This is a genomic window from Sphingomonas trueperi, assembly GCF_040545965.1.
GTDB classification, from domain to species: domain Bacteria; phylum Pseudomonadota; class Alphaproteobacteria; order Sphingomonadales; family Sphingomonadaceae; genus Sphingomonas; species Sphingomonas trueperi_C.
In genome coordinates, this window is record NZ_JBEPMV010000003.1 from 395,505 (window position 1) to 420,275 (window position 24,771).

The window sequence follows — 24,771 nt, forward strand, 5'->3', positions numbered from 1 at the left end:
GATAGCGTCTCCTCTCCCGCGAAGCGGGGGAGGGGGACCGCCGCCGGAGGCAGTAGTGGAGGGGGCACCCCGAGGTCTTCCCCCCGCAACAAAACCGGCGCATGGCGCATCCATGCGCTGGACCACCAGAATCGCCGCCGCCGCGCTGATCGCGGTCCTCCAGGCCTGTGCCACCCCGCCAGTCGAGGCCCCGCCCCCGCCGCCCGCGGCGGTCGAGGCCCGCGCGCCGGTCACGATCCTGATCTCGATCGACGGCTTCCGCGCAGATTACCTCCAGCGCGGCGTCACCCCCAATCTCGTCCGCCTCGCCGCGCAGGGCATCACCGGCCCGATGCGGCCGAGCTTCCCGAGCAAGACCTTCCCCAACCACTGGACCCTGGTCACCGGCCTGGTCCCCGACCATCACGGCATCGTCGGCAACCGGATGGAGGACGCCGCCCACCCGAACGAGACCTTCACCACCGCCAGCGACGCGCCCTATTGGTGGAACGCCGCCGCGCCGATCTGGGTCGAGGCGGAGAGGGCCGGCATCCGCACCGGCACCGTGTTCTGGCCCGGCGCCAACGTCGCCTGGGGCAGCACGGTCACCAGGCCCGATCACGGCGACTATGCCGGCGGCACCCGTCCCCACGACTGGCTCCAGTACAACCAGGTGGTGAACGACACCCAGCGCGTCGACACCGTGCTCGACTGGCTGCGCCGACCCGCCGCCAGCCGGCCGCGCTTCGTCACTCTCTACTTCGACCGGGTCGACGTGGTCGGCCACGAGCACGGCCCCGACTCCTCCGAGGTCACCCAGGCCGCTGCCGCCGTCGACGCGCAGATCGGCGCGCTGCTCGAAGGCCTCGCCGCGCTCCACCAGCCCGCGAACCTCGTCGTCGTCTCGGACCATGGCATGTCCGAGACCAGCGACACCCGCGTGATCCCGCTCGGCCTGCCCAAGGACAGCTATCACCTGATCGAGGCCGGCCCCTTCGCCGCGCTCAACCCCCTGCCCGGCAAGGATGCGCTGGTCGAGCAGGCGCTGCTCCGGCCCCATCCGCACATGCAATGCTGGCGCAAGGCCGACATCCCCCCGCGCTTCCGCTACGGCACCAACCCGCGCATCGCCGCGCTCTTCTGCCTCGCCGACCCGCGCTGGATGATCGTCGAGAAGCTGCCCGATGCGCCCTATACCCGCGGCGAGCACGGCTATGACAACCGGTCGGCGGACATGGCCGCGCTGTTCGTCGCGGCCGGCCCCGCCTTCCGCCACGGCATGGTCCCGGCGTTCGACAATGTCGACGTCACCCCGCTGCTCCGCGACCTTCTCGGGCTGCCGCCCAAGCCGGGTCTCGACGGCGACGACGCGCCCTTCCGCCCCCTGCTCCAGCCCCGCTGAATCCGCTTGCCAGCAACGGGTTTCTCAATGAAACTCGTTGCCATGCGCTTCTTCGACGACATCCAGCCCGGCGACCGCGCCAGCTTCGGCCGCTACGACGTCACCCGCGAGGAAGTGCTGGAATTCGCCCGCAAATATGATCCTCAGCCCTTCCACCTCTCGGACGAGGCGGCGGCCAAGACCCATTTCGGCCGGCTGGCGGCGAGCGGCTGGCATACCAACGCGATGACGATGGCGATGCTGGTCGCGCACTATGAGGAAAACCCGATCGCCAGCCTGGGCGCGGCGGGCATCGACGAGCTGCGCTGGCTGAAGCCGGTCTATCCGGGCGACGTGCTCCGCTGCGAAACCGAAGTGCTGGAAGCCCGCGCCTCGCAGAGCCGCCCCGGCATGGGCATCGTGCGCAGCCGGCTGACGACGTTCAACCAGAACGACGAGCCGGTGCTCACCTTCATCGCCAACGCGCTGATCGCACGCCGCACCGCGGGGTGATTTCACCCCAGTACGCCCATCAGTGTTGGCCTCTTCTGACGGACGATGGGACTCAAACTTCTGAGAAACCCTTGACATCGTCACGATAATATGGAACAAAACAGGAACGCTGACGAATCTCGCCCCGGTCGGGGCCAGTCCAGCCTCTCGACATCGACGTACCCCAGATTGGCTGTGTCAGCGTGACATCGGGCCGCGCGAAGTCGCGTCTGCAACAGGTGGAGAATCAAACATGACGGTTTCAACCTTTGGCCTCCCATCGTCGATCGTCGATGGGAATCTGGCCGTATTGGCGCGGATTGCCGCCGCCTACGCGCCCCATGAAACGGACCCCGCCAGCCTCGCCATCGCCGTCGACGCGGGACACGTGATGGCGGGGACGACGCTGATCGAGAATGACGAACAGCTCGTGTCGGGCTTCATTGCCCCAACCTCGAATACCCGCATCGATCGCGTGGTGCTCAACCCGCAGACCGGCGTCGCGAGCAGGATCGCGGGGACGGAAAGCGCCACGCCCGTTGCGCCGGCCATTCCCACGGGCTTCCTGCCAGTGGCGCAGGTGAAGCTGCGGCCTGCGCAGGCCAAAATCCTGAACGAAGACATCACCGACGAGCGCGATTTCTCAGGCCAAGGCGCGTCGAGCGTGTCGGGAAGTCTGATAAACGTCCAACGCTTCTCCGTAAGCGGTGTCTACACGCCGACGCCGGGTACGACGAGCGTCATCGTCGAAGCGTTTGGCGGCGGCGGTGGTGGGGGCGGCTGCGCGGCAACCGGATCCAACCAGTCGTCCGCAGGCGGCGGCGGCGCTGCAGGATCCTATGGCAGGGCACGGTTCACCTCGGGCTTTGCTGGCGTGACCGTGACGGTCGGCCTCGGCGCATTCGCCACGAGCCCGGGTGCTGCCGGCGCGGACGGGCAGGCGTCGAGCTTCGGCAATCTGCTGGTCGCACCCGGGGGCCTGGGCGGAACAGCCGGCGTCGCGACGTCATCTCCCGCCGCAACGTGGGGGACGAACGGCGGTCTTCCGCCGACGGGTGCCAATCTGGGCGGCGGCGGCGGCGGTGCCGGCGGTATCGGGCTGGCGCTTAGCCCTTCGTCTTCGGTCGGCGGACGCGGCGGGGACAGCGCTCTGAACGGCGCGTCCGCAGGGAGCATCAACGGTGGCGCCGGTGGCGGCAACCCGAACAGCAACGGAGCCGGCGGCGGCGGCGGTGCCTCCAACATCGCGAACATGGCAGCGCGCGCCGGCGGCCCCGCCAATGGCGGCCTGGTGATCGTCTGGGAATATGCCTGATCGCATCGCCATAGCATGATCGACGTCGCCGGGTGGCCCTTCGCGCTACCCGGCGATTTCGTGTACCGGCAGTGCCCAGCAAGGTGGGGAAAGTTGCGGAAGCATCTTGCGATTCCGCTCCAGTTTGAGCGCCACGATAATCGTTCACGAGCGTGAACTTTGGCAACTTAGCCGAAGGACGCGCTTGCTGTTCGCTGCTATGCTCGCTCCCATGCAGCGCCGGGCAGCAGTTCGACCGGCTACATGCTCGGGAGAGGGACCATGTCCGTTGCCGTGACATCCGACACCGCCGAAATCGATGCCAAGATCGCCGCGCTCGGCGATTGGCGCGGTCCGCTATTGGCCCGCATCCGCCAGCTGATCCACGAGGCCGTGCCCGAGGTCGTCGAATCGGTGAAATGGCGCAAACCGAGCAATCCGGGCGGCGTGCCGGTCTGGTCGCATGGCGGCATCCTGTGCACCGGCGAGCTCTACAAGGACAAGGTGAAGCTCACCTTCGCGCGCGGCGCAGCGCTGCCGGACCCGGCCGGGCTGTTTAATGCCAGCCTCGACGCGGGCACCCGCCGGGCAATCGATCTGCGGCAGGACGCGGTGCTGGACGAAACGGCGTTCCGCGCGCTGATCCGCGCCGCGGCGGACGAGAATCACGGCGTCTGCGCCTAGCCTCGCGCTCAGTGCATGCCCAAGTGGACGCACGGTGCATTCCGCGCGGTCGATCGCTGCGGCCGTGCCTGACAGGGGGACTGCAAGATCCTAGTCTTCAGGCATGGCGGGCCTTTGGGAAAAGCTGCGCGGCAGGATCGCCAAAGAGCATGGCGCAGCAACCGCGCTGCAGCGGCTGTTTGCGGCCTATCCCGTGCATGTGCCCGTGCAGACCGTCCATCGCGAGACGTTCCGCGACGGCCGGGAGGATGCCGCGCTCGCCGCTTTCCTGCGTCGGCGGGAACATCGCCTGGCTGCGCTGCTCGATTATTTCGCCCAGCGGGGCATCACGGCTGCGCCCCTGCTCGATTCGGCCACCAACGGCGCCGCGGCGGCGCACGCGATCGACGCTTGGCTGACAGCGACGCTGCCGCGACGGCCATTCTCGCCCGTGTCGGGCGATCCGGAGCCGAACCCCGACGTGCGGGCCTTCCGGGCCGCGGACCGCGGGCCGGCCGCAGGCTATTACAGCTTCCTCGACGATCTGGGCCTGCTGGAAGGAGAAGCAATCCGGCGTCGCGATCGACGCTTCGACTGGGCGATCAACCATTTCCCGGAACAGGCCGAATTCGAGAGCTACGGCCATATCTGTCTGATCAAGCCCGGCACGCTCGAATGGGCACCGGTCGTGCTGGACCTCCCGCTACATCTATTGTCCGTTTGCCACGCCAAAATGGCGCCGCGCGGGAATGCGAGCGGCCACGCGTTCGGTGAAGTGCTGGGGGGTGCCGTGGCAGGGACCTTCGACCCCAGCGGCACCCTTCGCTGAGTCGCCTGAGACGTTCGCAGCTGATCGGTCGCCGGTTGCGCGCCTCAAGCGGCCTGCAGCATCGCCGCACGCCGCTTGGCGGCCCCGCGCTCGAGCTTGAACGCGCCGGTCTGGCCGCTCAGCACTTCGACTTCGCGGAGCAGGTGCGTCGTCGCCGCCGAGGTTTCCTCGACCATCGCGGCGTTCTGCTGGATGCCCGCCTCGATCGAGTTGAGCGCGCCGGAGACAGCCTTGGTGGCATCGGCCTGCTCGCGGCTGGCGCGGGCGATTTCATCGGCACGCCGCGCGCTGTCCTCGGTAGAGGTTTCGATCGTCTGGAAGGCTTCGTCGATCAGCCCGACTGCCGCGACGGCAGTGCCGATTTCGTCGCGCGCGCGGGTGAGCTGTTCCTTGGCGCTCGCCGACTCCGTCTCGGCCCGTAGCGCGAGCGCACTCACCAGATCGGCGACAACCGCAAAGCCGCGCCCCGCCTCGCCAGCACGGCCCGCCTCAACGGCGGCGTTCATGGCCAGAACCCGTGTCTGGAAGGCGATCTTCTCAAGGCCTTCGATCACGCCGTCGATGGCGGCCGAGCTTTCGGTCACCGCATCCATTGCGACGGTGGCGGCAGTGGTGCGGTTGCGGCCTTCGGTCACCGCCGAGCGCGCCGAATGGCTGGCGGCGAGCGACTGGTCCGCCGCCGCGGCGGTCTCGCGCACGCTGCCGGTGATCTGCTTGACCGCGACCGCGGTGTGGCTCAGCTCGGCCGAGGCCTGCTCGGTACGGCGGGCGAGATTGCCCGAGGCCTGGGCGATCTCGCGACTGCCGGTCTCGATCGACTGGGTGCTGTCCATCAGCGCGTCGATCAGGTCGCGCAGGCGATCGATCGCGCCGTTATAACCGTCCTTGAGGTCGCTGAACTCGTCTGGATAGTGTTCGGTGATCTTGGCGCTGAGATCGCCATCCGCCAGGCGCTGGAAATAAACCGCCATGCCGCGCACCACCGCCGCATGTTCCTTGGCGAGCTGGTTCTGCTCGATCTGCTCCTCGGCGGCCTGCTTGAAGCTGGCCATGGCGCGGGTGAGCCGGCCGACGCAGTCGGTGAATTCGGTATAGGCGATGGGGCTCTTCAGGTCCCCCGCTGCCAGCGCCTCCATGCGGACGACGGTGGTGACATAGGGCACCGCGATCGCCTCGCGCAGCCACCAGGCGCTGAGTACACCCGATGCGAGCAGCGTGATCTCGATGCCCAGCGAGACGCTGGGCACAAAGAGAGCGTCCGCCAAAGTCGCGGCCAACAACAGGCCAACGAAAAGCCCGAAGGCGATGAGCAGCTTCAATCGAATCGGCGCATTCGCCTTGAACCACTGCATTCCCACCTCCAGTCATTGATCTCCGTCAATCCTTCATAGACGAAGATCACAGACCCGGCGCGAAACAGCGGACAAGGAAATGTACCTAAGAACAGGGTACATCTCGTTGCGAATTCGCAACTATCTCCCTATAGATGCGCAACTGTGAGATGTTCGATCACCGTGACAGAGCTGTCGCGACAAATGATACTTTCAGAAGTGAAAGCAACTTCCACCTAACAGGGATCGAGGGCGCCGGACAGTACCGTTGTTCCGGCAGCTGATTGTCCGCAGTTTTCTCGGAGATACCTGCTCGCCCGCTGGCTCAGCGGCGCCGCGGCCCGCCGGGGCGGCCGCGGAAGTCGCGCCAGTTGTTGCGCCAACGCTGCTCGCCACGCCAGCTACCGCGGCGCTGCTCCCAATAGGCGCGCTGGCCATCGTTCCAGGCATGGCGGTGGCGATAGCGATCGTACACATAGGCGCCGGTGCCGGGGTAATAATAGTCGTCGTACCAGCCCCAGTACGGGCTACCGTAGCCGCTGCCATAGCCGACCGCGACGCGCGATCCGCCATAGCCATAGCCGTCGTCCATGCAGCCGCCGAGTGCCGCCGCCCCGCCGAGAAGCGCCGCGCTGAGGATGGATTTCAAGCCGATGTGCATGGGTTACGCTCCTGTACCGGGGGCGCGCGGCGGGGCGATGCCCCTGGCCGCGCCCCTCGAGCGGAGAAGCGCACGGATGCCCGCTGGGGTTCCGTCAGTGTCCTTCGAACGCGACGAGCGACGCGACCTGGATGCCGTCGCTGCGCAGCGCATCGGCACCCCCGAGGTCGGGCAGGTCGACGACGAACGAGGCCTGGACCACCTCCGCCCCCGCCTTGCGCAGCAGCCGCACCGCCGCACGCGCCGTCCCGCCGGTGGCGATCAGGTCGTCGACCAGCAGCACGCGGGCGCCGGGCACCAGCGCATCGGCATGGATGGCGATCCGGTCGGTGCCATATTCGAGGGCGTAATCCTCGGCGATCGTAGCCCCCGGCAGCTTGCCGTCCTTGCGGATCAGCAGCACGCCGGTGCCGAGCCGCACCGCCAGCGCCGCGCCGAACACGAAGCCGCGCGCCTCGACGCCGGCGACCAGATCGATCTTGCCGTCCACCTGCGCCGCCATCTTCTCGATGGTCAGCCGCAGCCCTTCGGGGTCGAGCAGCAGCGTGGTGATGTCGCGAAACAGGATCCCCGGCTTCGGAAAGTCGGGGATCGTGCGAATGCGACTACGGATGTCTTCGTTCTGCTGGATTTCCATCAATGCTTCATGCCGCGCCAAACCGTGAGGTACGCGCCATAGGCGAGCACGGTGGCAAACAGCAAGAAGATCACGACCGCCACGCCCGCCTGGTGGCGCGTCTGCAGCGTCGGCTCGGCGGTCCATACGAGGAAGGCGGAGACGTCCTTCGCCATCTGGTCGACGGTGGCGCGGGTGCCGTCGTCATACTGGACCTGGCCTTCGCTGGTCAGCGGCGGCGGCATCGCGATGTTGAGATTGGCGAAATAGGGGTTGAAGTGCATGCCCTCGGGCGTCTTCATCGCCTCCGGGAACTGCGCCGCCTTGGCGGGATCGGGCTTCTCGTCATAGCCGGTCAGCAGCGAATGGACATAGGCCGCGCCGTCATGCCGCGCCTTGGTGATCAGGCTGAGGTCCGGCGGGTTGCCGGTGCCGGCATAATAGACCTTGGGGATGTGATCGGAGGGGATGTTGTCGCGCTCGCCCCAGGTGCCGGCCTTCTCGTCGAACACCGGCTGCTTGTTCGCCCATTCCTTGGCGATCTTCTTCACCTGGGCATCGCTGTACCCCAGGTCCTTGAGGTTGCGGAAGGCGATCATGTGCAGCGAGTGGCACGCCGCGCAGACTTCCTTGTACACCTTGAACCCGCGCTGGAGCTGGGCGGTGTCGAACTTGCCGAGCGGCCCGTTCGAGGCGATGTCCAGCTCCTTGGGGTGCTTGTGCAGCGCCTGTTCGGCGGTCTGCTTCGGCGGTTCCTTGATCAGGCCGGTGATGCTGCCCAGCAGGGCGAGCAGCAGCACGAAGACGAAGCCGGCACCGATCAGGAACTTGATCGAGCGGAAAAAGATCGACGTCATGGTTCCCGGCCCCCTTATGCCGTCGCCGCGGTGGCGGTGATGCGCGATCCGCCTTCATTCCCGAGCACCGCTTCGGTGATCGAGTTGGGCAGCGGGCGCGGCGTCTCGATCCGCGAGATGATCGGCACGATGATCAGGAAGTGCGCGAAATAATAGGCGGCGGCGATCTGGCTGGTGATCACGTAGACCGGCTCCGCGGGCGAACCGCCGCACCAGCCGAGGATCAGCACGTCGACTACGAGCACCCAGAAGGCGACGCGGTACATCGGCCGGTAATTGGCCGAGCGCACCGGCGAGCGATCGAGCCAGGGCAGGAAGAACAGCAGCAGGATCGAGCCGAACATCGCCAGCACGCCCCACAGCTTCGCCGGCAGGATGAAGTCCGCGGTGAAGGCGCGCAGGATCGCGTAGAAGGGCCAGAAATACCATTCGGGCACGATGTGCGCAGGGGTCGAGAGCGGGTTGGCCGGGATGTAATTGTCCGGGTGGCCCAGATAGTCCGGATAGAAGAAGATCAGGATCGAGAACAGGATCAGGAAGATGCCGACCCCGAAGCCGTCCTTGGCGGTGTAGTACGGGTGGAAGGGCACCGTGTCCTGCTCGCCCTTCACCTCCACGCCGGTGGGGTTGTTCGAGCCCGGAATGTGCAGCGCCCAGATGTGCAGGATGATCACGCCCGCGATCACGAAGGGCAGCAGATAGTGGAGCGAGAAGAAGCGGTTGAGCGCCGCATCGTCCGGCGCATAGCCGCCGAGCAGCCAGACGCGGATCCAGTCGCCGACCACCGGTATCGCCGAGAAGAAGCCGGTAATCACCTGCGCCCCCCAGAAGCTCATCTGCCCCCAGGGGAGCACATAGCCCATGAAGGCGGTGGCCATCATCAGCAGGAAGATCACCACGCCGAGCAGCCACACCATCTCGCGCGGCGCCTTGTACGATCCGTAGTGGAGGCCGCGGAAGATGTGGATGTACACCACGATGAAGAACATGCTGGCGCCGTTGGCGTGGGCGAAGCGCAGGAACCAGCCCGCGTTCACATCCCGCATGATCGTGCCGTTGACCGAATCGAAGGCCCCGGCGGCCGAGCTGTGGAAGTGCATCGCCAGCACGATGCCGGTGACGATCTGGATCACCAGCGAAAGCCCGGCGAGAATGCCGAAATTCCAGAAGTAATTCAGGTTGCGCGGCACCGGATAGCCGGCACCGATCGCGTTATAGACGAACCGCGGCAGCGGCAGCCGATCGTCCACCCATTTCATCACCGGGTTTTTCGGCTCGTAATGGCGCGCCCAGGGAAAGCTCATCCAGGTCTCTCCTCACCCGACCGTGACGACAGTGTCGGACGTGAAATTATATTTTGGTACTTCGAGATTCTTCGGTGCCGGACCCTGGCGGATACGGCCGGCGGTATCATAGGCCGATCCGTGGCACGGGCAGAAATAGCCGCCGAACGGCCCCCGGCTCTCGCCCTCGCCCGCTCCCAGCGGCACGCAGCCGAGATGGGTGCACACGCCCAGCGTGATCAGCCAGTTCTTGTGGCCTTCCTTGGTGCGCTGTTCCAGCGTCTGCGGGTCGCGCAGGCTGGAGACGGGAACAGCCTCGGCCTGGGCAATCTCCTGCGGCGTCAGGTTGCGCACGAACAGCGGCTGCTTGCGGAAGCTGGCCTTGATCGCCTGCCCCGGCTCGATCGCCGCGAGGTTCACCTCGGTGGTCGACTGCGCCAGCACGTCGGCCGACGGATTCATCGAGTTGACGAGCGGCAGCACCACCACGCCTGCGCCGACGGCCGCGACGGCCGGGGCGGCGTACAGCAGATAATCGCGACGACGGGGATTCTCGAGGATTTCGCCGCCTGGGCCTATGGTCTGATCGGGAGTAACGCCTTCTTCAAACGTTGCCATGCTCTAGCCCTTGCACTTCGGGAACTCTTCCGCGCCAAAACCGCGGAAAGAGGAACGCGGACGAAACGAAGCTCAGTGCCGGCCGGATTTCCGGTGGCGTTACAAGTTTGATAGACGGCACACCGCAGCTTTGCCAACAGGGTTTTTCATCTTCTCGTCTCCAAGGCCTTAATGTTGCACTGCAAAATGACTTCGCCTTCCACAATTCGCGTCGCTTTGTTCCAGCCTGAAATTGCAGGAAATGTCGGCACCATCTTGCGGCTGGCGGCGTGCATGGGGGTGGCGGTCGACCTGATCGAGCCTATGGGTTTTCCCTGGGGCGATCGTGCCCGCAAGCGCGCGGCGATGGACTATGAACCCGATATGACCCGCCATGCCGACTGGGACGCGTTCGAGGCGCGGCTGCCCGGCCGGCTGGTGCTGTTCACCACCCGCGGCGGCACGCGCCTCCCCGAAGCGCGGTTCGCGCCCGGCGACACCTTGCTATTCGGCGCCGAGAGCAGCGGCGTACCCGATTTCGTGCACGACCGCGCCGATGCTGCAGCGCGAATACCGCTCCGGCCCGAGCTGCGCTCCTTGAACCTCGCCGTCGCAACGGGCATCGGGCTCGCCGAGGCACTCCGCCAGACCGAAGGATTCCCCCAGTGATCACGCTCGACGAACAGCAGCAGCGCGCCCGCACCTGGTTCGAGGGCCTGCGCGACTCGATCTGCGCCGAGTTCGAGGCGATCGAGCGCGAGGCCGGCTCCGACGCGTCCTTCGACTATCTCGCCTGGGACCGCGTCGATGCGAGCGGCGCGCCCGGCGGCGGCGGCGTGCGCGGGGTGATGAAGGGCCGGGTGTTCGAGAAGGTGGGTGTCAACGTCTCGACCGTCGGCGGCGCGTTCGAGGGCGATTTCGCCAAGACCATCCACGGTGCGGGCGAAGACCCCAGCTTCTTCGCCACCGGCATCAGCCTGGTCGCGCACATGGCGAATCCGCATGTCCCCGCGGTTCATATGAACACGCGCTTCCTGACGACCACCAAGCGCTGGTTCGGCGGCGGCGCCGATCTCAATCCGCCGCTGCCGTATGCGGAGGACACTGCCGACTTCCACGCCCGGCTGCAGGCCGCCTGCGACGCGCATGACCCGGACTATTATCCGCGCTTCAAGGCGTGGGCGGACGACTATTTCTACATCCCCCACCGCAAGGTGCATCGCGGCGTGGGCGGCATCTTCTACGATCACCTCGAAGGCGATTGGGAGGCGGACTTCGCCCTGACCCAGGATGTCGGCCGGGCGTTCCTCGACATCTATCCCAAGCTGGTGCGGCGGCGCATGCACCTGCCGTTCGACGATGCCGATCGCCAGCGCCAGCTCGAATGGCGCGGCCGCTATGCCGAGTTCAACCTGATCTACGATCGCGGCACGCTGTTCGGCCTCAAGACTGGCGGCAATGTCGACGCGATCCTGATGAGCCTGCCACCGATGGCCGCCTGGAGCTGACGCCATGGGCCTGTTGCCCGTCGCGAACGATCACCTCGCCACCATCGGCACCGCGCTGGAAATGCGCGAACGGCCCAGGCCCCGGCCGGTGCCGCCCTCCCCGTTCCGGCTGGTCCATTGGCCCGCGCCCGAGAGCGAGAAGTATCGCGCGCTGTTCCGCCGCGTCGGCGGGCCGTGGCTGTGGTTCTCGCGGCTGGTAATGGACGAGGCGCGGCTGCGGGCGATTCTCGATGATCCGCAGGTCGCCGTCTACGCGGTGGTGGACCGGGCGGGCGTCGAGGTGGGCATGCTGGAGCTCGACTTCCGGACACCCGCGACCTGCGAGCTTTCCTATGTCGGGCTGGTGCCGGAGATCACCGGCAAGGGCCATGGCGCATGGCTGATGGCACAGGCGCTGGCTTTCGCCTGGCGCAGGGACGTGACCCGCGTCTGGGTGCACACCTGCACGCTCGACCACCCCGCCGCGCTCGGCTTCTACCGCCGCCACGGCTTCGTGCCCTATAAGCGCACCATCGAGACCTTTCCCGATCCGCGTCTGCTCGGCGTGCTACCGGCCGACGCGGCGCCTCACATCCCCTGCCTCGGCTCGGTCGCGCGATAGGCGGCGACGCGCAGGACCACCAGCGCCGTCCAAACCCCTGCGCCGATCATCGACAGCAGCAGATAGCCGAGGAACTCGGGCACCGCGCCGCCGCCCGCCGCCGTCGCGATCAGCCCGGTAAAGATGCTCGATACCGCCATCGCCCCGATGCCGCCGACGAACACCATCGCCGCGACCAGCAGGAAGAGCAGCCCGGTCACGCCGCTGCTGCGCACCCAGCCCTGCTTGAACGCCTCGATCAGCCCCGCCTCGGGCCGGGCGGCATAGGCGGGCGCCGCCAGCCAGGTCCGTGCGAGAATGAACAGTCCCGGCGCGATGAACAGCGAGAAGCCGAGCTGGAAGCCGATGCTCACCGCCACTTCCAGCACCAGGAACGGGAACAGCCGCCGCAGCGCCGCCTTCATCACCTGCCCCAGTGTCTGCCCCTGGCCGCGCAGATAGAGGCTGAACAGTGCGAAGATGCCGTAGTCGACCGCGAGATAGGCCAGCGCGATCGGCACGACGTTCGCCTCGACGAACTTCTGGTAGAAGGCGAGCAGCACGGTCTGGTCGGAAAGCGATTCCAGATCGGGGGCGCCCTGCACCATCAGCAGCAGGATGCCGAGGCTCGGCAGCAGGAAGAACAGCCCCGCGACCGGCAGCACCAGCGTGCGCTCGCGCTGCCACAGGGTCTTTGCGTCGGCGAACAGGCCAGCCAGGCGCAAGGTCATGCGCGCCACACCGAATCGCTGGTGGTCAGCGCGACGTAGAGCCTGCCCTGGAACGCGGCGAGCAACACCACCACCACCGCCTGCACGCTCGCGGTCACAACGGTGGTAAGCACCATCGCCGTCGTCAGCCCCGGCGCGTTGCCGAAGAGGAGCGCGAAGACGCTGCCGAACACGATGCGCGCGGCGAGCTGCGCGACTCCACCGATCACCGTGAACAGCAGCAACAGGCCAAGAATCCGCCAGCCATGCCCGCGGGTGAGCGCCCAGGAACGGCGGATCGCGCCGAACAGCACCCCCTCGCGCAGCACCACCGTGCTGACGAGGAGCAGTCGCGTAAAGAGGAAGAGGCCGGCGACGATCAGCACCACCCCCCACAGCGCGACCATGCTCGAGGTCTGGGGATCGACGACGATGTTCGCCCCCTGCCCGTTGGCGATCGCCATCAGGTCATAGCCGCGGGTCGCGAGGATCAGCGGCACCGGCAGCATCGCCACCGCAGCGGCGATTCCGATACCGATCGCGACGAGCAGCGCCGCCGGCAGCCGGCGCGCCGCAACGCGGCCTGCATCCGCAAGGTTGCCCGCGCCCGTCGCCAGCGCGATCACGGTGAGCGAACCCCAGAAGGACAGGATCGACAGGAGGACGACCAGGGCCCCAACCGCCAGTCGCACGCCCGGGCCCGCCGTCACCGCCGCCGCCGAGACGCAGCTGTTGATCACGCCCGGGGCGACGAACGCCGCCAGCGCGAGCGGCACCAGCGTGCCGAGATGCTCGCCGACGAACGCCGTGGTCCGATCCCAGACGATGCTCATTTTTGCCATGCGGCGAAGTCCTTGCGTGAGGGACCCGGGGTGTTAGCCGGGGGGCACCGCCTTGCCAATGCTTGCCTTGGGCGCAGGAAGGGCGCAAGCGGCGGCGATCATGCACGAAACCATCGAATGGCGGGTCGAGCCCCGGCCGATCGACTATGCCGAAGCCCATGCCGCAATGGAGGCGCGCGCCGCCGCCGTCACCGCGCACACGGCGCAGGAACTGGTCTGGCTGCTCGAGCATCCGCCCGTCTACACCGCCGGCACCAGCGCCGATCCCGCCGAGATGCTCGATCCGCGCTTCCCCGTCCACCGCACCGGGCGCGGCGGACGCTATACCTATCACGGCCCCGGCCAGCGGATCGGCTATGTCGTGCTCGACCTGCGCGAGCGACTGCGCGACGTGCGCAACTATGTCCATGCCATCGAAGGCTGGGTGATCGCGGCGCTGGGTGAATGCGACATCGAGGCGTTCCGCGCGCCCGGCCGGATCGGCATCTGGACGCTCGATCGCGGGGTGGAGGCGAAAATCGGCGCGATCGGCGTGCGAATCCGCCAATGGGTGACGCTGCACGGATTCGCGATCAACCTCGATCCCGATCTGACCCATTTCACCGGCATCGTGCCCTGCGGAATCGCCGAATTCCCCGTCACCAGCGCCGCCAAGCTGGGCAAACCGATTGCGACGGACCGCTTCGATCAGGCCTTACAGGCCACATTTTTGCCATTTTTGGACGCTCTGGATCGCGCGGGATAAATTCGAGTCTTGAGGGTGTCCCCCGAACCGTCTAATGTCCAGCGCGGTTTGGGTATTAGCGGCGTACAAGCGTCGTCCAAATCCATTATCTAGGGAGCTATTACATGCGTGCAGTCCTTTCGAAGATCGTTGCTGGCTCGATGATCGCCGGCGCGGCCCTCCTGGCTTCGGCTTGCAGCAGCAACACCGAGACCAACGTCAACAACACCACCGAAGTCGTGGCTCCGGAAAACACCACCGACGCTTCGGTCACCAACGTTGACGTCGCCGCTCCGGTCGACAACGGCGCGATGGTCGACAACGGCACGATGAACGCTTCGAACGCGATGTAATCATCGCGCTTCGGCGTACGTTACGAAAGGGCCGTCCGGGCGACCGGGCGGCCCTTCTCGTTTCGGGACCGACCCTCCCCCGCGTCCACAGATCGTCGTGTTTGGAAAAAAGGGGCTTGGGCGACGAATCGAAACGCCCTAACGAACATCTCTCTAAGCGGTATCAAGAGGATGGGATGCTCGGTCGGCGTATCACTTTGGGCATGGCTGCCCTCGCGGCAATGTGCGTTTCGGCGCCTGCTTCGGCGCAATTCTTCTTCAAACCCGTGGACTTGTCGGGTCCGCCCGTCACGGGCGCCGAGCCCGGCATGATCGCCCAGGCGATGCCCGGCGCCACGCCGGCGGAATATCGGGCGGCGTTGGTGTGGAGCCTGCGCGCCGCGCTCAACGTTGCTGCACTGCAATGCAAGTTTGAGCCGACTCTGCTGGCGGACGACAACTATGTCGCAGCCCGCAAAGACCATGAGGAAGAGTTCAATAAAGCATATGATACGCTTGAGAAATATTTCCTAAAAACGACCAAGACCAAGAAGGCTGCGCAAAACGCGCTCGACGTCTTCTCGACCCGCGTCTATTCGAGCTTTTCGACGGTCTCCGGTCAGCTGTCTTTCTGCCAGACGACTGCCTCAATCGGCCAGGACGTGGTGTTCGCACCGCGCGGCACCGTGGGCGATGTGGCGATGAAGCGGATGCGTGAGCTGCGCGAGAGCCTCAAGGCCTGGGGCGAGCAGCATTTCCGCACCCGCCGGGTGAACTTCGTCTGGCCGGTCCTGCGCCCGCTGCCGCAGTTCGGCAACGACAAATGCTGGCGCAACGGCGAGTATCAGGCGCGCAAGTGCGGATCCTTGAGCTGAATCAAGCACAAGGCTGAAACAACGAGGGGTGGCCGCTGCGCCACCCCTTCTTTTTTGCTCAGCGCAGGCCCAGCAGCTTGTGGGTCTGCAGCGTCAGCCGCCAGCGCGGCCGCTCCATCGCCACGGCGATCGCCGCGCGGGTGTTCGCCTCGGCCTCGGCGCTGTCCATCGGCTGGATCAGGAAATGGGCGAAGTCCCAACCCTCGATCGCTTCGATGTCCGTACCCGCCTGCGGCCAGACCAGCTTGAGCTCGTCGCCACGCCGCTGCACCACCGCGCTGCCCGCCTTGGGGCTGATGCACACCCAGTCGATGCCGGGGTGGACCGGCAGCGTGCCGTTGCTCTCGATCGCGATGCGGAAACCGCGGGCATGCAGCGCCTCGACCAGCGCGTCGTCGATCTGGAGCATCGGCTCGCCCCCGGTCAGCACCACGAAGCGCTTGTCCTGGCCGGGCCCCCAATGCCCCTCCACCGCGTCGACCAGCGTCGCGGCATCGGCGAACCGGCCACCGCCCACCCCGTCGATCCCGACGAAATCGGTATCGCAGAAGCGGCAGACCGCGGTCGCCCGGTCTTCCTCGCGGCCGGACCAGAGGTTGCAGCCGGCGAAGCGGACGAACACCGCCCGCGCGCCGGCATTGACGCCCTCCCCCTGCAGGGTGAGGAACATCTCCTTGACGGCGTAGCTCATGGGTGGGTGGCGTAGCGGGTCGGATCGGGCAGCCCGGCTTCCTCGAACCCGCGCGAACGCAGCCGGCAGCTGTCGCACAGCCCGCAATGCAGCCCCTCCGGCGTCGGGTCGTAGCAGGACCAGCTGAGCCCGGCGTCGAGCCCGAGCCGCGCCGCCTCGCGGACGATATCGGCCTTGCTCATGTTCTGCAGCGGCGCCTGGATGCGGAAGGGCTCGCCCTCCACGCCCGCCTTGGTGGCGAGCTCGGCCAGCTTCTCGAAGCCGGCGATGAACTCGGGCCGGCAATCGGGATAGCCCGAATAATCGAGCGCGTTGACGCCGATATACAGGTCGCGCGCCCCCGCCGCTTCGGCCCAGCCGAGCGCGAGGCTGAGGAAGATCGTGTTGCGCGCCGGCACATAGGTCACGGGGATGTCGCTGCCGACGCCGGTCTTGGGCACGTCGATATCGGCAGTCAGCGCGGAGCCGCCAAAAGCGCGCAGGTCCAGCGGCAGCACGACGTGGCGCTCGGCACCCAGCATGGCAGCGATCTTCGCAGCCGCTTCCAGCTCGACCTTGTGGCGCTGGTTGTAATCGATGGACAGGGCGAGCAGGCGGTGGCCGTCCTCGCGGGCACGCGCGGCGGAGACCATGGAATCGAGTCCGCCCGAGACCAGGGCGATGGCAATGCTTTGAGTCATCGGCGGCATGTAGGCGCTTTCGCCGGCAAAAAAATGGCCGCCCCCGAAGGGACGGCCGGAAAGGATAGAAATGGGAAAACCAAACCAGGGAGAGACACCTCCCTGGGGACCTCATCCTTCTATCCCCAACCGGTTAACGAATGGTAACCAAGCTGCTCAGGAACACTCCCCGATGCGCTTTGCGTCATAGGTTTCGGAGAAAGGCTGGCCGTCGATCACGCCCTGCATCTCCACGGTCACCTGCCGCGGCGTGTCGGTGGTGATGCGGGTGAGCATCGTGCCATGGCCGGTGCAAACACTGCGCACCGTCGCGCGGCTGGCAGCGCTTTCCATCACTACATTCTGGCAGGGCGTGGTGATCTTCTCGGGGCGGAGGATCTGATAGGGATCGCGCACGCACATCGTGCGCTCGCTACCCTCGCTGTCACGTACCGCCCATTTGCCCTTCTGGATGAGGTTGATCGCCGGCACATCGACTGGCCGTGCCGCCGCCGCACCCGGCCGCTGCTGCGCCGATGCACCCGTCGCCGCCAGCGCCAGCCCGGCCACCGCCATCCACACCACCCGCTTGTTCACCCGTTCAACCTCCATAACGGTGACGGCGCCGCTCCCACGGCACCGTCCGCCGATTCACATATCATAGGAGGATTACGGCTTTACAACGACGGCGGAACGAAATCGGCGAGCGCCACCGGGAACTGCTTCGAGCAGAAGGCGCAATCGACCTTGATCACGCCGCCTTCGTCGGCCATCGCCGCGCGCTCTTCCTCGGGGAACTTGGCGAGCACCTGCTGGATATAGTCTGCCCCGCAGCGGCAGCCGCGCGACAGATCATGCCCGGCGAGCATGCGCACCTCGCTCTCCTCGTTGAACAGCCGCCACACCAGCCCTTCCAGCGGGATCGCCGGATCGGCCAGTTCGTCGGCGCCCATCGTGCCGCCCAGCGCCTCGACATGCTGCCATTCGGGATGGTCCAGCCGCACGTGCAGCCGCTCGCGCCCCACCTCGCCCTCGGGCAGATGCTGCAGGAACAGGCCGCCGGCGATCACCTTGCCGGTCGTCTTGTCCTTGTGCACGCCGAGCCGCACCAGCGTCGGGATCTGTTCCGACTGGAGGAAATAGCTCTGCGCCGCCTCGGCGATGGAGGCACCCTCCAGCGGCACGATGCCCTGGTAGCGTTCGTTGGTGAGCGCCTGGTCGAAGGTCACCGCCAGATAGCCGCCGTTGAACAGCGCGCTGAGCGACGGGTTCTTGCCGAGCTGGCTCAGCCGCTTGGCATCGAACTGCACATAGCCGCGCAGCTCGCCATTCTTGTAGTCGCACACCATCAGGCTGACGATGCCGCGCTGGGTCTGCGCCTGCAGCGTCATCTGCCCCTCGGCATCCTTGAGCGTGCTGCCGAGCAGCGCGGTGAGGGTCAGCGCCTCGGCCAGCAGCTTCTCGATCGGCGCCGGATAGGCATGGGCCGAGAGAATCTCGTTCAGCACCGGACCCAGCCGCGTAACGCGGCCGCGGACATGGCGCTCGGGGATAGCAAAGCCGGTCACGCGATCGAGATCGGCGGCGGGAACGGGATGAGTCACGATACGTCTCCGGCATTCGTTTGCGGTCGCGAGAAGTCGGGGTGACTCCGCGCGTTCCGACGAACGCATTTTCTAGGTTCGGAGGTGTAAATAGGGGTTTGGCGGCCGGAAACAATGTGGGCCGTAACCGGCAGGCCTTTGCCGCATGCGACAAGGGGAGCGCCTGCGCGCTCCCCCGTTCGTCAGGACTTCAGCGTGGTCATCTCGACCGGCTTGCCCTTGGTGCTGGGATTGGACGCATTCTGCTTCGGCGCCTTTTCGGCCTTCGGCTTGCGCGCTTCCTTGTTCGACTTCTTCTGACCCTTGGCCATGGCTACTCCTGTGGCTTGCGCCGTCGCGACCCTAGGGTCGCGATCGGATCAGCGGGCGCGCTTGTTGGCCTTGCGAGCCGCGTAGCGCGCGTCGCGTGCCGCCTTGCGATCCGCCTCGGTGGGTACCGGGACGGCCGCTGCGGCTTCTACCGCACGGATCGCTTCGGCCTTGCTCTCGCGCTTGGCAGCGGCAAGTGCCTCGCGCTCGGCAAGCGCTGCTGCACGCTTTTCGGCATTGGCCTTTTCGGCCGCCACGCGACGCTCCTTGGCCGCTGCCAAGGCATCGGCATCGGCGACGGGCCGTGACCGCAGCATCGCCAGCGCCCGGCTCTTCGCCGTAGCCGAGGCGCTCGCGCGTTCCTGAAATCCTGGAGCCGTATATGCTACCATGTTCTTACAGCCTCCCCATGCGCGTCGGTACGCGGACGACGGCGCCGGTGATCACCTTGCGGCCATAGGCTTTGGCGATGATCGCCGTATCGGCGGCGCTGTTCATCACCACGCGCGTTCCGCCGGACTGCAGCGTCTCGATCGCGCTGATGACGATGCTGCGCTTGGCGCAGGTCGCGACGACATGTTCTTTCGCGGCGCTGACGTTGATTGCTCTGGACATGCTGTCCTCCGTTTCCTGAAGCAGGGGGTTCCCGCTCGGTCCAAATGGAAACGGGCGGGCATTGGCATGCCCGCCCGATCCGCTGTGCTTCAGGCCGACTGAAGATTGACGGCCGAGGTCTTGCCCCGACGGTCCGTCTCCAGCTCGTAGGTAACGCGCTGGTCCTTATCGAGCGTGTGCATGCCTGCGCGCTCGACGGCCGAGATGTGGACGAAGGCGTCGCCGCCGCCGGTTTCCGGCGCGATGAAGCCATAGCCCTTGTCGTTATTGAAGAATTTTACGGTTCCGGTGATCATATGGGCATCCTTTGTCCCAGGCATGACGGGCATGCGCCAACAGCGGCGCATCCCGGCTTCGGTGAGGCTAGAAAGGGACAAAGGGAGGAGCCTAAGCGGCCCAATATCCGTCGCATGCGACGTCAGCGCTTATCATATGGGGTGCCGCACAGGGATTGTTAGGGTGTGTACCGAATTTTGTGCGGAACCCCGTCGATTATTTGGCAGTTCGCGCGAACACGGGTCGCTGCGCCGTACAACTCGGCGTCTGGCGCGCGGCAACAGGAAAGATTTACGTAGTTTTACCGGGGCATCCGAGCCACGGCGCACATCTCTTTCTATGAAGAGAAGATGAAGATCCCTGTCGTCTCCTTCTCCGCCTTGGCCTCGATGGCGCCGCCGCGCAGCACCGGCACCGCCACCGGCGCCGCGACGAACGCAGCACCTTCCAAGCAGGAGGAGATGGCCGCGCGCAAGTTGCAGCAGGCGAAAGACGCCGTCGCCACCCTCAAGACGATCAAGACCAAGACGGACGACGACCAGAGAGCGCGCGCGGCGCAGAAGGTGAAGGAGCTGAAGGCGCGGCTGCAGGCGCTGAAGATGATCTACGCGGGCGACCCCAAGAAGCTGGCCCGCGCCGCCGCGCAGATCGCGCGCGAACTCGCCGCGGCGGTGAAGAGCTATACCAGCGCCGGCGGCAGCACGGCCGAACTTGCCGGCGCGGATAGCGGGGACGCTTCGGCCGGCGCGGCGTCACCCGCGGGCGAGGTCAAGGCCGACGCGCCTGCCGCAGGTGCGGGCGAAGCGACGCCCCCGGCGGAGACTGCCGAGAAGGACAAGGCGGCAACCGAAGGCGAAGCGGCCAAGCCCGAAGCTACCGCGCTTGGCACAAACAAGGCGGCCGAAGACAAGCGCGCCGCCGATGCCGCGCGTGCCAAGGCCGACGACGATTTCAAGAACGAAGCCCGCGCCCTCGCCCGCGAGCTCAAGGCGGCACTGCGCCGCAAGGACCACAAGCATCGCGACGACACGCCCTGCGACGACAGCGAGCGGCAATCGGGGGAGCAGGCACTCGCATCGGTCGAGCAGGCCGTGGGCGCGCTGCCGATGGCCGATGTCGCCGCGGTGAGCGCGCTAGCGGGGATCTGACCCACTATCCTCCCCCGCCAGGGGGAGGATTAAGCGTCCCTCAAAGCTGCCCGAAGCACCAGCGCAGAACCGATTTCTGCGCGTGCAGCCGGTTCTCGGCCTCGGGCCAGATCAGCGACTGCGGCCCGTCGATCACCGCGTCGGTCACTTCCTCGCCGCGATGCGCGGGCAGGCAGTGGAGGAAGCGCGCATCGGGCTTGGCGGCGGCCATCAGCGCCTCGTCGACCTGGAAGGGCATCATCGCCTTGAGCTTGGTCTCGGCATGGGCCTGGCCCATCGAGATCCAGGTATCGGTGACGATGATGTCGGCGCCCTCCACCGCCTCGCGCGCGGTGCCGACCACGCGGGCGCGGCCACGCCCACGCGCCACATCGGCGTCGCTCGGCTGATAGCCCTGCGGGCAGGCGGCCACGACGTCGAACTGCATCAGCCCGCCGGCTTCCATGATGGAGGCGAGCACGTTGTTGCCGTCACCCAGCCACGCGACCTTGAGGCCGGGCAGCGCCTTGCCGCTTTCGAGGATGGTCAGCAGGTCGGCCATGATCTGGCAGGGATGCGAGGCATCGGTGAGGCCGTTGATCACCGGCACGCTGGCGTACTTCGCCATGTCGAGCACCTTCTGGTGGTCGTCGGTACGGATCATGATGGCGTCGACATAGCCCGAGAGCACGCGCGCGGTATCGGCGATGCTCTCGCCGCGGCCGAGCTGCATCGAGCCCGCGTCCATCACGATGCTGGTGCCGCCGAGCTGGCGGATCGCCATGTCGAACGAGACGCGGGTGCGCGTGCTGTTCTTCTCGAAGATCATCGCCAGCACATGGCCGGCGAGCGGGGCGTCGGCATCGGGCTTGCCCTTGGGCCAGCCGGCACGGGCCTGCTTGCGCGCCATCGCGTCGTTCAGCATCGCCGCGATCGCGTCGGCGCCGGCATCGGTGAGATCGATAAAGTGGCGGGTCATGGTTTCCTCCCTCGCGTCAGCGGGGGAGGGGGACCGCCGGCGAAGCCGGTGGTGGAGGGGGAATGCCCCGGGCCACCAACGCCTCGCGCGGGGGGAGCCCCCCTCCACCATGCTGCGCATGGTCCCCCTCCCCCGCTTCGCGGGGGAGGAAACGCTTTAGTTGGCCGGGGCGAAGCTGCGCGCGCCGGCGCTCAGCTTGTCGACCGCCTCGGCGATGTGGCTTTCGTCGATCACCAGCGGCGGCAGCACGCGGAACACGTTCTCGCCCGCGGCCACGGTCAGCAGCCCGTGATGGTCGCGCAGATGGGCGACGAAGTCGCGGCTCACCACGCTGTCCTTCATCTTGATGCCGAGCATCAGCCCCTTGCCGCGGATCTCCTCGAACAGATGATCATGGTTGGGGATCAACTGCTCGAAGGCCTGGCGGAGGCGCTCGCCCATGCGGGTGACATGCTCGAGGAAGCCGGGCTCCTCCATCACGTCGAGCACCGCCATGCCCGCTGCCATCGCCAGCGGGTTGCCGCCATAGGTGGAGCCGTGCGTGCCGGCGACCATGCCCTTGGCTGCCTCTTCGGTCGCGAGGCAGGCGCCGAGCGGGAAGCCCGCGCCGATGCCCTTGGCCGAGGTCATGATGTCGGGCGTGATGCCGTAATGCTCATAGGCCCACATCTTGCCGGTACGGCCATAGCCGCACTGGATCTCGTCGAGGATCAGCAGCAGGCCGTGCTCGTCCGCGGCCTTGCGCAGGCCCTGGATGAATTCGACGTTGCCGGCGGTCATGCCGCCCTCACCCTGGATCGTCTCGACCAGGAAGCCGGCGGTCTCGTCGTCAATCTTGGCGATCGCACCTTCGAGATCGTTGAACGGCACATAGTCGAAGCCCGGCAGCAGCGGCTCGAACCCGTCGCGCATCTTACCCTGGTCGGTCGCCGAGATCGCGCCCAACGAACGGCCGTGGAAGGCGTTCTTGAAGGTGATCAGCTTGTGCCGCTGCGGATTGCCATTGGCATAGTGATAGCGACGCGCGGTCTTGATCGCGCACTCGATCGCCTCGACGCCAGAATTGGTGAAGAACACCGTGTCGGCGAAGCTGTGCTTGAGCAGCCGCTCGGCCAGCGCCTCGCCCTGGGGCGAGCCGTAGAGGTTCGAGACGTGCATCAGCGTGGCCGCCTGGTCGGCGATCGCCTTCACCAGATGCGGGTGGCCATGGCCCAGCGCGTTGACGGCGATACCGGCGGCGAAATCGAGATAGCGTTCCCCTCGTTCCCCGATCAGGTAGCAGCCCTCGCCTCGCACCGGCCGCACACCGCACCGCGGGTAGACGGGCATGAGCGGGGTGATGGTCATGGGAACGATACTCCTTGACGAAAAAAGGGTTGGGGAAACTCCAGAAACGCAAAAGGGCGACCTATCCGGGCCGCCCTCCCGCATATCTAGGGCCGCTTGGGGCCGCAGGTCAACCTGCCTTTATGCCCGTCCCTATGGCTGTGCCGGCACGCGGTGGTTCCATTGCTGGGTGGCACCGCGGCTGCGGCCGTAATCGGCGGTGCAAGCCATGTACCACGGGTAGAATTGCAGCGGCTTGGCCTTGGCGTCGATCGCCTGCCACTGGCTGCAGGTCTTGCCGTTGAAGACGTGATCCTCCGGCTTCTCGCCACCCGGCGCCCTGGTGAGCGACGCCATCCGCAGCCAGCCATAGCGCAGCCCTAGGTCCTCCACCTGCGCCGCGGAGAAGCTGTACACCTGCGTCTCGAGCAGATCGACCGCCCGCAGCGCGCCGGAAATCGCCGAGAAGCGCTGCATCGGCTGGTCGGTACCGGTCCAGGTACCGGGATCCATCGAAGTGTTGACCATGAGCGTGATCTCGGCCCTGCCCCCCGGCCCCGCCGCCTCGAACGCCCGCTCCTCGGGCTGGAGGAACATGCCGAAGCGGGCGCCGCCATCCATGTACATCTGGATGCGCTGCTCCTGGATCGGCTGGTCCGGCGGCCCGTCGACCAGCCGTTGCAGCGTCACCGGCGGCACGCCCGGCGGGACCGAAGACGAGGCGAGCAGCGCATCGACATAGCAGCCATGGATCCGCTCCTGATCGGCAGGCGACGGGTTCCCCAGCAGCGGTGCGACGAGCGCGGTGAGGTCGACGGCATAGGCCCCGCCATCATCGAGGTTGCTCACGCCGACCAGCAGCTTGCGGCCGACCTTTCCTTCCTCCGCCACTTCGTGGAGCGTGCCGAGGCTCATGATCTTGAGCAGCCGTGCGCGGAGCGGCACGAAGGTCGCGCTCGATCCCTTCAGCACCGCGCCGAGCCCCGCCCCGTCGCCGCGCACGCGCAGCAGATCGGCTTCCTTCAGGATAGAGTAGGCGAGGACGAGGTCGCCGACATTGGACGTGCCCGGCTGCACCACGAACCCGGTATCGCCTTCCTTGCCGGAAAGCGGGCCATCGACCCAGGCGGCATAGTCGCGGTCGCCCGGCACCTTCTGGTTGGCGAGGAACAGCAGGGTGCTCTGCAGCGATCCGGTGCTCACGCCGGTGACGATGTCCCAGGTCGGTAGTCTGCCCATACCGTAGAAGAAGCCCGCGCCGAACGCACCATGCTGGCCGCCGCCGCTGAGCGCGAGGAAGCGATCGGGCTCGACGAAGCTAGCGGTTGCACCGGGTGCCCCCGTGGTGCGCAGGCGCAGCGTGCGGCGCGCGCGCAATGCCGCCCCAAGCTCTTCCTCCGCACTGCTCGGCACGCGCGCCAAGGCGTCGCCGGCAACCATCCGCATCTGGCGTGCCTGCCATGCCGGACCGACGCTGATCGGTACCATCTTGTAGTTACAGCCCATGATCGCCTTGGGCCGCGGCTGCGAACAGCCCGCAAGCGACAGTCCTGCCGCAGCCATTGCGAACAGAAAACGTAGTGTCTTCATAGTGATCCCCACCCCATTGGAAACCCGCCCCCGCGAGTCCC

31 protein-coding genes are annotated in these 24,771 nt (G+C 66.7%); 12 read left to right on the forward strand and 19 right to left on the reverse strand.

The window, feature by feature from the left end; all coding sequences use genetic code 11:
- Nucleotides 1-112: 112 nt before the first annotated feature.
- The 5 genes from ABIC35_RS09540 to ABIC35_RS09560 all read left to right on the forward strand — a co-directional run bounded on the left by ABIC35_RS09540 (nucleotide 113) and on the right by ABIC35_RS09560 (nucleotide 4,638).
- Complete coding sequence (locus ABIC35_RS09540) at nucleotides 113-1,381, forward strand: ectonucleotide pyrophosphatase/phosphodiesterase (RefSeq protein ID WP_121074744.1); 1,269 nt, start codon at nucleotides 113-115, stop codon at nucleotides 1,379-1,381.
- Nucleotides 1,382-1,423: 42 nt separating this feature from the next.
- The gene (locus ABIC35_RS09545) at nucleotides 1,424-1,873 is read left to right on the forward strand and encodes a MaoC family dehydratase (RefSeq protein WP_121079188.1); all 450 of its coding nucleotides are present in this window, start codon (nucleotides 1,424-1,426) and stop codon (nucleotides 1,871-1,873) included.
- A gap of 232 nt (nucleotides 1,874-2,105) precedes the next feature.
- Entirely contained in the window at nucleotides 2,106-3,167 is a 1,062-nt protein-coding gene (locus tag ABIC35_RS09550) for a hypothetical protein (RefSeq protein ID WP_147425837.1), read from the forward strand.
- Between the two features lie 261 nt (nucleotides 3,168-3,428).
- Nucleotides 3,429-3,830, forward strand: coding sequence for a DUF1801 domain-containing protein (locus ABIC35_RS09555; protein WP_121074738.1), 402 nt, complete (start codon nucleotides 3,429-3,431; stop codon nucleotides 3,828-3,830).
- A 103-nt stretch (nucleotides 3,831-3,933) separates the two neighbouring features.
- Complete coding sequence (locus tag ABIC35_RS09560) at nucleotides 3,934-4,638, forward strand: hypothetical protein (protein WP_121074734.1); 705 nt, start codon at nucleotides 3,934-3,936, stop codon at nucleotides 4,636-4,638.
- Between the two features lie 44 nt (nucleotides 4,639-4,682).
- Here ABIC35_RS09560 and ABIC35_RS09565 read toward each other — a convergent pair whose 3' ends face one another.
- The 6 genes from ABIC35_RS09565 to petA form a co-directional block, all read right to left on the reverse strand.
- On the reverse strand, nucleotides 4,683-5,990 hold the full coding sequence (locus ABIC35_RS09565) for a methyl-accepting chemotaxis protein (protein ID WP_121074731.1): 1,308 nt from the start codon (nucleotides 5,988-5,990) through the stop codon (nucleotides 4,683-4,685).
- Between the two features lie 304 nt (nucleotides 5,991-6,294).
- A complete protein-coding gene (locus tag ABIC35_RS09570; RefSeq protein WP_121074728.1) occupies nucleotides 6,295-6,630 on the reverse strand; it encodes a hypothetical protein in 336 nt (111 codons plus the stop codon).
- A 94-nt stretch (nucleotides 6,631-6,724) separates the two neighbouring features.
- Nucleotides 6,725-7,267 (reverse strand): adenine phosphoribosyltransferase, encoded by a 543-nt coding sequence (locus tag ABIC35_RS09575; protein ID WP_121074725.1) that lies wholly within the window; start codon nucleotides 7,265-7,267, stop codon nucleotides 6,725-6,727.
- Nucleotides 7,267-8,103 carry a cytochrome c1 gene (locus ABIC35_RS09580; RefSeq protein ID WP_121074722.1) on the reverse strand — a complete coding sequence of 279 codons (837 nt, stop codon included), beginning with the start codon at nucleotides 8,101-8,103 and terminating at the stop codon, nucleotides 7,267-7,269. The genes ABIC35_RS09575 and ABIC35_RS09580 overlap by 1 nt, the downstream gene beginning before the upstream one ends.
- A gap of 14 nt (nucleotides 8,104-8,117) precedes the next feature.
- Nucleotides 8,118-9,407, reverse strand: a complete 1,290-nt coding sequence (locus ABIC35_RS09585; RefSeq protein WP_121074719.1) for a cytochrome b — start codon at nucleotides 9,405-9,407, stop codon at nucleotides 8,118-8,120.
- 12 nt (nucleotides 9,408-9,419) lie between these two features.
- On the reverse strand, nucleotides 9,420-10,004 hold the full coding sequence (gene petA, locus ABIC35_RS09590; protein WP_183049322.1) for a ubiquinol-cytochrome c reductase iron-sulfur subunit: 585 nt from the start codon (nucleotides 10,002-10,004) through the stop codon (nucleotides 9,420-9,422).
- A gap of 204 nt (nucleotides 10,005-10,208) precedes the next feature.
- On the opposite strand from petA, the gene ABIC35_RS09595 reads away from it, so the two are divergent.
- From ABIC35_RS09595 to ABIC35_RS09605, 3 genes are read left to right on the forward strand one after another with little or no spacing between them, the layout of a single operon-like run.
- Nucleotides 10,209-10,652, forward strand: a complete 444-nt coding sequence (locus ABIC35_RS09595) for a tRNA (cytidine(34)-2'-O)-methyltransferase (RefSeq protein WP_121079184.1) — start codon at nucleotides 10,209-10,211, stop codon at nucleotides 10,650-10,652.
- Nucleotides 10,649-11,491 (forward strand): oxygen-dependent coproporphyrinogen oxidase, encoded by an 843-nt coding sequence (hemF, locus tag ABIC35_RS09600; protein ID WP_121074716.1) that lies wholly within the window; start codon nucleotides 10,649-10,651, stop codon nucleotides 11,489-11,491. Before ABIC35_RS09595 ends, hemF begins: the two co-directional genes overlap by 4 nt.
- A gap of 4 nt (nucleotides 11,492-11,495) precedes the next feature.
- Entirely contained in the window at nucleotides 11,496-12,092 is a 597-nt protein-coding gene (locus ABIC35_RS09605; protein WP_121074713.1) for a GNAT family N-acetyltransferase, read from the forward strand.
- Here the strand turns inward: ABIC35_RS09605 and ABIC35_RS09610 are convergent.
- Together ABIC35_RS09610 and ABIC35_RS09615 are read right to left on the reverse strand one after the other, a co-directional pair.
- Nucleotides 12,059-12,802: a hypothetical protein gene (locus ABIC35_RS09610; RefSeq protein WP_121079182.1), complete on the reverse strand. Its 744-nt coding sequence runs from the start codon at nucleotides 12,800-12,802 to the stop codon at nucleotides 12,059-12,061. The genes ABIC35_RS09605 and ABIC35_RS09610 overlap by 34 nt on opposite strands.
- The gene (locus ABIC35_RS09615; protein WP_147425836.1) at nucleotides 12,799-13,623 is read right to left on the reverse strand and encodes a hypothetical protein; all 825 of its coding nucleotides are present in this window, start codon (nucleotides 13,621-13,623) and stop codon (nucleotides 12,799-12,801) included. The genes ABIC35_RS09610 and ABIC35_RS09615 overlap by 4 nt, the downstream gene beginning before the upstream one ends.
- A gap of 100 nt (nucleotides 13,624-13,723) precedes the next feature.
- On the opposite strand from ABIC35_RS09615, the gene lipB reads away from it, so the two are divergent.
- The 3 genes from lipB (at nucleotide 13,724) to ABIC35_RS09630 (ending at nucleotide 15,554) form a co-directional block, all read left to right on the forward strand.
- A complete protein-coding gene (gene lipB, locus ABIC35_RS09620; RefSeq protein ID WP_121074707.1) occupies nucleotides 13,724-14,368 on the forward strand; it encodes a lipoyl(octanoyl) transferase LipB in 645 nt (214 codons plus the stop codon).
- 104 nt (nucleotides 14,369-14,472) lie between these two features.
- Nucleotides 14,473-14,700 (forward strand): hypothetical protein, encoded by a 228-nt coding sequence (locus ABIC35_RS09625; protein ID WP_121074704.1) that lies wholly within the window; start codon nucleotides 14,473-14,475, stop codon nucleotides 14,698-14,700.
- Between the two features lie 116 nt (nucleotides 14,701-14,816).
- On the forward strand, nucleotides 14,817-15,554 hold the full coding sequence (locus ABIC35_RS09630) for a hypothetical protein (protein WP_354278422.1): 738 nt from the start codon (nucleotides 14,817-14,819) through the stop codon (nucleotides 15,552-15,554).
- A 58-nt stretch (nucleotides 15,555-15,612) separates the two neighbouring features.
- On the opposite strand, the gene queE is transcribed toward ABIC35_RS09630, so the two are convergent.
- The 8 genes from queE to ABIC35_RS09670 all read right to left on the reverse strand — a co-directional run bounded on the left by queE (nucleotide 15,613) and on the right by ABIC35_RS09670 (nucleotide 19,728).
- Nucleotides 15,613-16,245, reverse strand: coding sequence for a 7-carboxy-7-deazaguanine synthase (gene queE, locus ABIC35_RS09635; protein WP_121074699.1), 633 nt, complete (start codon nucleotides 16,243-16,245; stop codon nucleotides 15,613-15,615).
- Nucleotides 16,242-16,934, reverse strand: coding sequence for a 7-cyano-7-deazaguanine synthase QueC (gene queC, locus ABIC35_RS09640; RefSeq protein WP_121074696.1), 693 nt, complete (start codon nucleotides 16,932-16,934; stop codon nucleotides 16,242-16,244). Before queC ends, queE begins: the two co-directional genes overlap by 4 nt.
- A gap of 147 nt (nucleotides 16,935-17,081) precedes the next feature.
- On the reverse strand, nucleotides 17,082-17,501 hold the full coding sequence (locus ABIC35_RS09645; protein ID WP_354278423.1) for a DUF3617 family protein: 420 nt from the start codon (nucleotides 17,499-17,501) through the stop codon (nucleotides 17,082-17,084).
- An 80-nt stretch (nucleotides 17,502-17,581) separates the two neighbouring features.
- Entirely contained in the window at nucleotides 17,582-18,508 is a 927-nt protein-coding gene (locus tag ABIC35_RS09650; protein WP_121074693.1) for an Hsp33 family molecular chaperone HslO, read from the reverse strand.
- Nucleotides 18,509-18,690: 182 nt separating this feature from the next.
- Nucleotides 18,691-18,819, reverse strand: coding sequence for a hypothetical protein (locus ABIC35_RS09655; protein ID WP_294334755.1), 129 nt, complete (start codon nucleotides 18,817-18,819; stop codon nucleotides 18,691-18,693).
- Nucleotides 18,820-18,867: 48 nt separating this feature from the next.
- On the reverse strand, nucleotides 18,868-19,209 hold the full coding sequence (locus ABIC35_RS09660; protein WP_121074690.1) for a DUF6481 family protein: 342 nt from the start codon (nucleotides 19,207-19,209) through the stop codon (nucleotides 18,868-18,870).
- Nucleotides 19,210-19,213: 4 nt separating this feature from the next.
- Nucleotides 19,214-19,432 (reverse strand): hypothetical protein, encoded by a 219-nt coding sequence (locus ABIC35_RS09665; RefSeq protein WP_121074687.1) that lies wholly within the window; start codon nucleotides 19,430-19,432, stop codon nucleotides 19,214-19,216.
- 89 nt (nucleotides 19,433-19,521) lie between these two features.
- Nucleotides 19,522-19,728 carry a cold-shock protein gene (locus tag ABIC35_RS09670; RefSeq protein ID WP_121074684.1) on the reverse strand — a complete coding sequence of 69 codons (207 nt, stop codon included), beginning with the start codon at nucleotides 19,726-19,728 and terminating at the stop codon, nucleotides 19,522-19,524.
- 330 nt (nucleotides 19,729-20,058) lie between these two features.
- Here ABIC35_RS09670 and ABIC35_RS09675 point away from each other — a divergent pair, with 330 nt between their 5' ends.
- Nucleotides 20,059-20,856, forward strand: coding sequence for a hypothetical protein (locus tag ABIC35_RS09675; RefSeq protein WP_121074681.1), 798 nt, complete (start codon nucleotides 20,059-20,061; stop codon nucleotides 20,854-20,856).
- 40 nt (nucleotides 20,857-20,896) lie between these two features.
- Here the strand turns inward: ABIC35_RS09675 and argF are convergent, their stop codons facing one another.
- The 3 genes from argF to ABIC35_RS09690 all read right to left on the reverse strand — a co-directional run bounded on the left by argF (nucleotide 20,897) and on the right by ABIC35_RS09690 (nucleotide 24,730).
- Nucleotides 20,897-21,814 (reverse strand): ornithine carbamoyltransferase, encoded by a 918-nt coding sequence (gene argF / locus ABIC35_RS09680; protein ID WP_121074679.1) that lies wholly within the window; start codon nucleotides 21,812-21,814, stop codon nucleotides 20,897-20,899.
- 156 nt (nucleotides 21,815-21,970) lie between these two features.
- A complete protein-coding gene (locus ABIC35_RS09685) occupies nucleotides 21,971-23,161 on the reverse strand; it encodes an aspartate aminotransferase family protein (RefSeq protein WP_121074676.1) in 1,191 nt (396 codons plus the stop codon).
- Nucleotides 23,162-23,293: 132 nt separating this feature from the next.
- A complete protein-coding gene (locus tag ABIC35_RS09690; RefSeq protein ID WP_121074673.1) occupies nucleotides 23,294-24,730 on the reverse strand; it encodes a patatin-like phospholipase family protein in 1,437 nt (478 codons plus the stop codon).
- Between the last annotated feature and the right edge of the window lie 41 nt (nucleotides 24,731-24,771).